Annotated in this window: 1 protein-coding gene; it reads right to left on the bottom strand. The window is 37.6% G+C overall.

All coding sequences use genetic code 11. The features are described 5' to 3' along the window. The coding region (locus AB4653_RS27880) for a CBS domain-containing protein (protein WP_372105873.1) at positions 1 to 287 on the bottom strand (287 nt) is incomplete at its 3' end. Positions 288 to 625 lie beyond the last annotated feature (338 nt).

Below are 625 nucleotides of genomic sequence, written 5' to 3'. Positions count from 1 at the left end.
ATATCTGCCAATTCAATAATGGATAACTCAGGTGATACCGAGAGAACTTCTTGGTACATACAATCACCTACAATATGCGTGTCTTGGCAGAAATAGCTCACCTTCACTAACTTCTCGAGTAAATCTTGTTCAGAAAGGAAACCAATCACTTGTTCATTATCATCAATGACTGGACCACCCATATGATGGCTGCGCATTACTCTGTCTAACGCGAGACTTAACGGCATGTCAGGAGTGAATGTCACAACCTGCGGCGTCATGTAATCTTTCACTTTAATAGAATGCATTGCGTTCTCCCTAAAATACGTTTTGTTATCGATTTTTCTATCGTGTTACCTTAATTGTTGTCTAAAATCTTGATTTTACTAAATGGATTTCAACAATTTTATTGATAGGCAAAACCTACCAAAGCAAAAAACGAGGTAACAAAAGGCTTGCACGCATGCCTATGAAGCAAAAATTTAAACACCGCTTACAAACTCTTACCTTTGATTCCTCCCATAAGCTAGCCTGAATACATAAATACTGTAACCTTCATCACACTAATAATAAAAAGCTCAGCTTAGGTAATTTATGCAACACAACAACATGTACGCGTATGTTTATGCAGACAACGAAGGTACAG

The sequence above is a fragment of the Vibrio sp. 10N.222.48.A3 genome (assembly GCF_041475345.1).
GTDB classification, from domain to species: domain Bacteria; phylum Pseudomonadota; class Gammaproteobacteria; order Enterobacterales; family Vibrionaceae; genus Vibrio; species Vibrio tasmaniensis_A.
The sequence above is the reverse complement of the archived record's forward strand: the minus strand, read 5'-3'. Positions and strand labels throughout refer to the sequence as shown.